Source organism: Nocardioides soli, from assembly GCF_014191495.1.
GTDB lineage: Bacteria > Actinomycetota > Actinomycetes > Propionibacteriales > Nocardioidaceae > Nocardioides > Nocardioides soli.
In genome coordinates this window covers 35751-44696 of record NZ_JACHWR010000007.1, presented here as the reverse complement: position 1 = coordinate 44696, position 8946 = coordinate 35751, and the positions used below count along the sequence as shown (strand labels likewise).

The 8946-nt window shown below is 72.5% G+C and carries 4 protein-coding genes and 1 pseudogene; 2 read left to right on the top strand and 3 right to left on the bottom strand.

Features of this window, described 5'->3' with window-relative positions:
* From FHU40_RS25965 to FHU40_RS25955, 3 genes and pseudogenes are all read right to left on the bottom strand, one after another.
* Window positions 1-607: pseudogene (locus FHU40_RS25965) on the bottom strand (HelD family protein); the annotation flags it as partial.
* 43 nt (window positions 608-650) lie between these two features.
* Window positions 651-1397, bottom strand: coding sequence for an enoyl-CoA hydratase-related protein (locus tag FHU40_RS25960; RefSeq protein ID WP_343058032.1), 747 nt, complete (start codon window positions 1395-1397; stop codon window positions 651-653).
* Between the two features lie 39 nt (window positions 1398-1436).
* Window positions 1437-6287 (bottom strand): DUF7507 domain-containing protein, encoded by a 4851-nt coding sequence (locus FHU40_RS25955; protein WP_183595413.1) that lies wholly within the window; start codon window positions 6285-6287, stop codon window positions 1437-1439.
* 245 nt (window positions 6288-6532) lie between these two features.
* Between FHU40_RS25955 and FHU40_RS25950 the strand changes: the two genes are divergently transcribed.
* Window positions 6533-8050 carry a molybdopterin-dependent oxidoreductase gene (locus FHU40_RS25950; protein WP_183595412.1) on the top strand — a complete coding sequence of 506 codons (1518 nt, stop codon included), beginning with the start codon at window positions 6533-6535 and terminating at the stop codon, window positions 8048-8050.
* Window positions 8051-8243: 193 nt separating this feature from the next.
* Window positions 8244-8927, top strand: coding sequence for a fasciclin domain-containing protein (locus tag FHU40_RS25945; protein WP_183595411.1), 684 nt, complete (start codon window positions 8244-8246; stop codon window positions 8925-8927).
* The last annotated feature ends 19 nt before the right edge of the window (window positions 8928-8946 follow it).

The window sequence follows — 8946 nt, the reverse complement described above, 5'->3', positions numbered from 1 at the left end:
AGATCGAGACGACGCCGCGGCCGGGCGCCCGGATCGCCCGGTCCTGCTCGGCCTGGATGGTCGCGACGATCGAGTGCATGGAGCGGTCGCGGGCCCGCGAGAGCTGGGCCATCAGCGCGCCCTCGCCGACGATCGGGAGGTCGGTCTCGACCTCGGCGTCGAGCAGCTCGTCCTCGACGCCCACGACCGTGCGGCCGGCGGCGCGCAGCACGCGGCGGCGTACGACGCGCTGCGGCTCGGCCGCGGTGGCCTGGTAGAACACCGCCGCGGCCGGGGCGCGCCAGTCGATCAGCAGCGAGTCGCGGTTGTCGTCGCGCAGGCCGATGCGGCCGATGTAGCGCGGCTCCGGGTCGAGGTCGGGCAGCATGTCGAGGCGGCCGAAGACCAGGCCCTCGTGGGCGGCGTCGAGCTGGGCGATCCGGCGCGCGGCCTGGAACACCATCGCGTCGCGCTCGACGAGCCCGCCCTCGTGACCGAGCCGGCCCCGGCTGTGGCCCTCGCGGGCGAGCTCCTGCGCGGCCCGGGCCGACACCTCCAGCTGTCGATAGACCCGGTCCACGAACCCCTGCTCGGTCGCGATCTCCCTCTCGACCAGCTCTTCCGACACGCCTGTCCCCTCTTGCAGCGAGTCGACTAGCCTACCCGGCCGGCTACCGCTTGCGGGACAGGAACGCCGTCATCGCGGCACGCGCCTCGTCGGAGGCGAACAGACGGGCGGACAGCTCGGCCATCTCCTCGCCGTGTGCGTCGATCCGGGCGAGCAGGTCGCGGTTGAGGATGCGCTTGGACTCGCGCAGGCCCTGGGCCGCCCCGGTCGCGAGCGACGCGCAGACCCTCCCCACCTCCTCGTCGAGCCGGTCGGCGGGCACGGCCGTCGTGACCAGGCCGTACGCCGCGGCCTCGGCGCCGGTGAAGACCTCACCGCCCAGCGTCGTCAGGGACGCCGCTCGGGGGCTCATCCGGGCGTGCACGGTGAGCGAGATGATCGCCGCGGCCAGGCCGAGCTTGACCTCGGTCAGCGCGAACGTCGCGTCGTCGCTCGCGACCACGATGTCGGAGGCGGCCACGATGCCGATCCCACCGGCGCGCACGGGTCCGGCCAGCCGGGTCACGACCGGCTTGTCCATGCTCACGATCAGCCGCTGCAGCGCGACGATCCTGCGGGCGCCCTCGTCCATGCCGCCGTCGGCGGCCTCGGAGAGGTCGGCACCGGAGCAGAACACCCGGCCGGCCGAGGTGATCAGCACGACCGTCGCCTCGGCGTCCGACTCGGCCCGCTCCAGGCACTCGAACAGCTCGGAGACCAGCCGGCGGGAGAGCGCGTTGCGGTTGTGCTCGGAGTCGAGGGTGATGGTGGCGACCGCGTCGGCCACCCGGTAGTGCACGAGCTCGGGCATGCGGCTCATCCTGCCGCATGCCCGAGCTCGGGGCCGGGCTCAGCGGTGGAGCCGCACCGTGAAGCTCTCGCCGCCGACGCGCAGGGCGGCGCGGCGTACCTTCGCACCCTTCAGCGCGACCTTCCCGAGGCGGGTCTTGGCCAGCCGCAGCTTGGTCTGCGAGCCCGCCTCGACGGAGTACGACGCCTTGGCCAGCACCGCACCCTTCCGCACGACGGTGCCGCGGACCTTCACCCGCTTCGCGGCCACCAGCGTGGCCCGGCCGGTGCAGGCGGTGGTGCCCGCGCAGCCGACGGTCGCGGTCACGGCGGCGCGCGCCACCAGTGCCCTCGGCACCACCGGGGTCAGGCCGGGGATCACCGTGGGCGGCACCGACGGGCCGCTCGGCCCGGCCGGCGTCGACGGCGCCGACGGCGCCGACGGGGTGCTCGCCGGCGAGGTGTCCACCTGGAAGGTCACGCTCGAGGCGTTGTCCGTCGTGGAGGTCTCCGTCGTGCTCGTCGACACCGTCGCGGTGTTGACCACCGTGCCGTCCGCGTCGGCGCCACGCTCGGTGCGGTTGGCCAGGCAGAGCAGGTAGAGACGGGCGTCGAGCGGCTCGGCGGTCGGGTTGTAGAGCTTGAACACCCGGACGATCGGCCGCGGGTCGTTGCCGAGGACGACCAGGCCCGGGTCCACGTCGTACCCCGCCACGATGCCCTTGGCGTCGGCCGCGCAGCTCAGCGTGACCTCGGCGACCTCGCCCGGCTGGACCGTGGCGGTCTGCCGGACCTCGTCGAGCGCGAGCCGGTGCTGGTGCCCGTGGGCGGAGCCGACCAGGACGTCGAGACAGCGGAGCGTGAACGTGCCCGCCGAGGCCCCGCCCGGGTTGTCGACGGCGAAGGTCCAGCCGTGCTCGCCGTCGGGGTACGTCGTCACGACGGGCGCCGCGTCGTCGAGCGCGTAGCCCGGCTGGATCGGCACCTGGCCAGAGACGCAGCCCATCGCGATGGTGGTGCGGCCGGTCGGCAGGCTCCGGGTCTCGGACTGCTGGCCGTCGATCACCAGCGAGTGCCGGTGTCCGGAGACGACCTCGCTGTCACGCGCGACGCAGACCGCGAAGACCTTCGCCTGCGCGCGACCGGTCGCCTCGTTGAGGAACCGGGCGGTCCAGCCGTCGTCGCCGACCGCGTGGTTCTCGGTCATCGCGACGTCGGCGAGCGTGCCGGTGCCCTGGTCGACGTGGTCGACGCGGCCCGAGCCGTCGGTCACGACGTACCCGCTCGGGCAGGTGACCGTGCCGGTCGCCTGGGCGCCGGGCTCGACGTCCACCTGCACCTCGGTCTTCTGCACGTCGAAGAGGTGCTGGTGGTCGGCCCCCGAGGTCGGCAGCGGCGCGACCTTCACCCGGACGTCGACCGACCGGGTCTGGCCGGCGGGCACGGTGCCCAGCTCACAGCGGACCGTCACCCCCGAGGTCGTGCACGGCGCGTCGGCGGAGACCAGCGTGACGCCGGCCGGCAGCACGTCCACGACGACCACGTCGCGAGCCGCGGCGGCACCGGTGTTGGTGACGGCGAGCGTGTAGGTCACGACGTCGCCCTCGCGCGGCGCGGCTTGGTCGACGGTCTTGGTGACCTTCACGTTGGTGACCGTCGGCTGCACCGGCGTCGTGGTGGAGTCGGTGTCCTGCACGGTGCCGCCGCTGGGCGCCGTCCCGGTCGCGGTGGCGGTGTTGTCCACGCGGCCGAGGCCCTGGTCGGCCGCGGTGATGGTGTAGGTCACCGGGGTGCAGTCGAACGACTCGCCCGGGTCGAGGGCACCGCTCGGGCAGGTGACCGGGCCGACCTTCGGGTCGGAGACCGTCACCGGGTCGAGTCGCACGTTGCCGGTGTTGGTGACGCGGAACGAGTACTCGATCGTGTCGCCCTCGTCGGGCCCGTTGCCGTCGAGGTCGTGGACGGCGCTCGCCGTCTTCACCAGCTGGATGGCGCCGGTGGCCGGCAGCGGCACGGTGCGCGAGTCGTCGTCCTCGACGGTCTCGCCCGACGGCGTCGTACCGGTCGCGGTCGCGGTGTTGTCCACCGAGCCGTGGTCGATGTCGTCCTGGGTCAGCGAGTAGGTGCGCGGCTCGCACTCCAGCGACTCGCCGGGAGCCAGCGACGTCGCCGGGCAGGTGACCGGGCCGACCTTGGGGTCGGTGACGCCGATCAGGCTCAGCGTCACGGTGCCGGTGTTGGTGACCGTGAAGTGGTAGGTCACCGTGTCGCCGTCGTCGAGGCCGTTGCCGTTGACGTCGTTGACCGCGCCCGCGGTCTTGAGCAGCTCGAGCGCCGCGTGCGGCGGCACCGGCGTGTGCGTCGAGTCGCGGTCGGTGACCTTCGGGCCGTACGGCGGAGTGCCGGTCGCCGTGGCGGTGTTGTCGACCTTGCCGGCGTCGACGTCGGCCTGGGTCAGCGCGTACGCCGCGGCCGTGCACGTCGTCGACGCGCCCGGCGCCAGCGTGGTGACCGGGCAGCTGACCGGTCCGGCCTTGGGGTCGCTCACGCCGACCGTCGACAGGGTCACCGTGCCCGTGTTGGTCACGACGAACGTGTAGTCGATCGTGTCGCCCCGGTCGGGGCCGTTGCCGTCACCGTCGACGATCGCGCCGGCGATCTTGTCCAGTGTGATCGCCGGAGTGCCGGTGACCGGGGTGTGGGTGCCGTCGGTGTCGGTGACCGACGGGCCGGACGGCGGGGTGCCGGTCGCGGTGGCGGTGTTGTCGACCTTGCCGGCGTTCACGTCGGCCTGGGTCAGCTCGTAGGTCTGCGAGGTGCAGGTCCGCGACGCACCCGGCGCCAGCGCCCCGGTGCCGCAGGCGATCGCTCCGCCGAGCATCGGGTCGGTGATGGCCACCGGGTCGAGCGTGACGGTGCCCGTGTTGGTGACCTCGAAGCCGAACGTGATCGTGTCTCCCGCATCGGGACCGTTGCCGTCACCGTCGACGATCGTGCTCGCGGTCTTGTCGAGGGCGATCTCCGGGGCACCGGCCAGCGTCGTGGTGGTGGAGTCGGTGTCGGTGACCACCGGACCGGACGGCGGGGTGCCGGTCGCGGTGGCGGTGTTCGCGACCTTGCCGGCGTTCACGTCGGCCTGGGTCAGCTCGTAGGTCTGCGAGGTGCAGGTCCGCGACGCCCCCGGCGCCAGCGCCCCGGTGCCGCAGGCGATCGCACCGCCGAGCATCGCGTCGGCCAGCATCAGGTCAACCAGCGTCACCGGGTCGAGGGTCACGTTGCCGGTGTTCGTCACGGTGAAGCCGTAGGTGATGGTGTCGCCGGCATCGGGTCCGTTGTCGTCGGCGTCGACCACCGGTCCGGCCGTCTTGTCCAGCTCGATGGCGGGCCGCGGCGTCACCGGCACGGTCACCGAGTCGGTGTCGGTGACGCGCACGCCGTTCGAGCCGATGCCCGTGGCGGTCGCGGTGTTGTCGACGCGCCCGGCGTCGACCTCGGACTGCGACACGGCGTACGTCTTCGGCGTGCAGGTGATCGACGCGCCGACCGCGAGCGGCCCGGACGGGCAGGTGATCGCGCCGAGCTTCGGGTCCGCGACGGTCACCGGGTCGAGCACGATGTTGCCGGTGTTGGTGACCTTGAAGCCATAGGTGACGGTGTCGCCGGCGTCCGGGCCGTTGCCGTCGGTGTCGACCAGCGCGCCCGCGGTCTTGTCGAGCTCGATCGCCGGCAGGCGCGGGAGATCGGTGAACGTGCAGGTGATCGTGCTGCCCGCCGAGGCCGGCACGGTGAACGTGCCGGAGTTGCCGGCGCCGCTGGCGATCGTGGTGCCGCTGACGCCCGACACGCACTTCCAGGTCGTCGTGTAGTCGTTGAGGTCGGTGCCACCGGCCGCGGTCTGGGTGATCGTGTAGGTCTTGCCGGGCACCACGACGACGGGACCGGCGACCTCGGCGGGGTTGCCCTGCAGGCCGGAGTCGCTGCCGGTGGTGGTGCCGGTATTGCCGCTCGACACCCCGTTGCCGGTGATCGTCACGGTGAACTGGTCGCCGGAGCCGTGCCGGCCCGACGGCAGGTTGACGTTGGCGTTCGCGGTGCTCGGGCTCGAGCAGGACGCCATGTCGGAGAGCTGGCGGTTGGTGTCCTTCGTCGAGATCAGCACGCCGCTCGACGGGTTGACCCGCAGCACCTTGCCCGAGCCGGTGCCGATCACCAGGTCACCGGAGCCGTCGAATGCCATCGACGCGTACTGACCCGAATTGCCCGGGAGCGTGGCGAGCTTGGTAGCGGCGAGGGTCGTGCTGCCCGCGGTGGTCGGGAGCGGGCCGTTGACCCGGGCCAGCGTGCCGGCGGCGGTGTTGCTCGCGTTGCTGACGACGTACAGGTTGCCGACGGCGTCGAAGGCCATGTCGCCGTTCACGGACAGGTCGGAGATCGTGCCGACCCGGCCGATCGAGGTGTTCGTGCCGGTGTTGAAGGCGTAGAGCCTCCACGGGTCGCCACCGGCCGCGTAGTAGTAGATCCCCGTGGCCGGGTTGATCGCGCCCGCGATCACGCTGCTGGCGTTGTCGTTCGACGGCTGGTGGTAGGAGTCGGTGTCGCCGGTGGCGGCGTCGAAGCGCAGCACCTGGTTGTCGGAGCGGTTGAACGCGTAGGCGTACCGACCGCCGCCGCCGGGCAGCGCGAGTGCGTTCACGGCGTCGCCGGAGCCGGCGTCGAACGACCCGTTCGACGATGCCGCGCCGGTCGACGGCGTGATCTTGCTGATCGCGTGGGAGCCCTGGTCGATGCTGTAGACGGTGTCGCTGGCGCAGACGAAGCTCGCCGTACCACCGCCACCACCACCGCCGCCGGTGGCCACCGCGGGCGCGGTCGGCAGGAGCGCGAACAGGCCCGCGGTCAACCCGAGGGCCACCGCGGCGGTACCGCCTCGGCGTGCTCGAGATGGTCGTGCGGCCCGCATTCGTGCGCGCGACAGTGACATGTGCCAGCCCCCCAGCTGTGTGCGCCGCCCGTGACCCGGGCAGTGTTCAACCAGCGACCGTAGGGTTCACCCACGCGGGTGGGCGGCGGCTTGAGGAAATCTTGCATGCGGTGTGCGGCAGGTCTCTCGGGTCCGGCCGCGGCCATCCAACGGCCGGGCCGCTCCGAACCTCCTCCATGGGGAACCGACCGCTGTACTCCGGGTTCGGCGTCCTGGCCGTGCTCGTCGGCGTCGCCGCCGGACACCTGGTCGCGGCGCTCACCGCACCCGCGTCGTCGCCCGTGCTCGTGGTCGGATCGACGGTCATCGACCTGACGCCGACGCCCCTGCAGGAGTGGGCGATCAAGCACTTCGGCGTCCACGACAAGACCGTGCTCGTGGGCTCGGTCATGGTCGGGGTCGTCGTGCTCGCGGCGGTCGGCGGCCTCCTCTCCCGGCGCCGGCTCGGGTACGGCACGGGCCTGCTGGTCGGGCTGGTGGCGATTCCCGTCGGCGCCGCGCTCGGCCGCCCCGGCTCCCCGGTCTCGGACGTGCTGCCCAGCGTGGTCGCCGGCGTCGTCGGCGTCGGGTCGCTGTGGTGGCTGTGGTGGCTGACCTCGACCCGCGTCCGTGTGCGGTCCGGCGGCACCGGTCCGAGCCGGCGCGGCCTCCTGGTCGCGGCCGGTTCGCTCGCCGCCGCCGGCGTGGTGATGGGCGGCGCGGGGCGCTGGATCACGTCGTACCGCACCCGAACGACGTCGGTGGACCTGCCGGCGACGACCGACCCGGCGCCGCCGTTCCCGAGGACGCTGGACGACCGGGTCCCGGGCATCACCCCGCTCCGCACGCCGACCGGCGACTTCTACCGCGTCGACACCCGTCTCTCGCTGCCGATCGTCGACGCCGGCGACTGGACGCTCACCATCGACGGCGACGTCGCCCGGGAGGTCAGCTTCACCTTCGACGACCTGCTGGCGATGCCGCTGATCGAGCGCGACATCACGCTGACCTGCGTCTCGAACGAGGTCGGCGGGCGGTACGTCGGCGGCGCGCGCTGGCTCGGCGTACGGCTCACCGACCTGCTGGAGCGGGCCGGCATCGGCGACACGTCGGCGGACCAGATCCTGTCGACCGACGTCGACGGCATGACGATCAGCACCCCGCTGTCGGTGGCGACCGACGGCCGCGACGCGATGATCGCGGTCGGCATGAACGGCAGGTCGTTGCCTCGCGAGCACGGCTTCCCGGCCCGGATGGTGGTGCCCGGCCTCTACGGGTTCGTCGGTGCGTGCAAGTGGATCACCCGGATGACACTGACGACGTACGCCGAGCAGGACGCCTACTGGACCGACCGCGACTGGGCGACCGATGCCCCGATCAAGCTCTCGAGCCGCGTGGACACCCCGAAGCCGCTCTCGACCGTCGGCCCCGGCCGGACCGTCATCGGCGGCATCGCCTGGGCGCAGCACCAGGGCGGCGTCGAGCGGGTGGAGGTGCGTGTCGACGGCGGCGACTGGCAGCGGGCCCGGCTGGGCCCCTCACTCGGCGCCGACTACTGGCGGCAGTGGTACCTGCCCTGGACCGCCGAGACCGGCCGGCACACGATCGCCTGCCGCGCGATCGCCGGCGACGGCACCGTGCAGACCGCCGACCGCGCCACGCCCTTCCCCGACGGCTCCAGCGGCATCCAGGAGATCGTGGTCAACGTCGGGTAGGCGCGCGATCGTCGGTGGTGGTTTCGAGGCTCGGGCCTGGCGGCCCTCGCACCTCAACCACCGACACGGTGATTGAGGCGCGAGCGGAGCGAGCCTCGAAACCACCACCAGGCCGCCGGGAAGCGGACCAATCCGTTTCGGAGGGGGCGCCGAATGCCTTCCCGACCAGACCGCAACGGGAAGGCACCCGATCATGAACCGCTCCCTCCGACGCACCTCCGGCATCGCCGTGCTGGCGCTGACCACCGCCCTCGGGCTGGCCGCCTGCAGCAGCGACGACTCCGGGGACGACACCGCCTCCGACAGCTCGAGCTCAATGAGGGAGAGCCCGTCCGGCGACATGAGCCAGTCGCCCTCGGACGACATGAGCTCCGGGGACGCCATGGACGCCGGCGCCCAGACCTTCGGTGCCGGCTGCTCCTCGATCCCCAGCGACGGCGCGGGCTCCTTCGACGGCATGGCCACCGAGCCCGTCGCGACCGCCGCGAGCGGCAACCCGCTGCTCACGACGCTCGTGGCGGCCGTCGACAAGGCCGGGCTCGTCGACACGCTCAACTCGGCCGACGGCGTCACGGTGTTCGCACCCACCGACGACGCGTTCGCGAAGATCCCGAAGAAGGACCTGAACGCCGTCATGTCCGACAAGGCGACGCTCACCGAGATCCTGACCTACCACGTCGTCCCGGGCCAGCTCACTCCCGACCAGCTCGCCGGATCGCACCAGACGCTCGAGGGCGAGAAGGTCGTGGTCGAGGGCTCGGGCGAGGACTTCACCGTCGGCGCCGACTCGGCGAAGGTCCTCTGTGGCAACATCCCGACCGCCAACGCCACCGTCTACGTCATCGACTCGGTCCTGATGCCGGGTTCGATGGGCTGACGAGGGGGCACTGACCGAC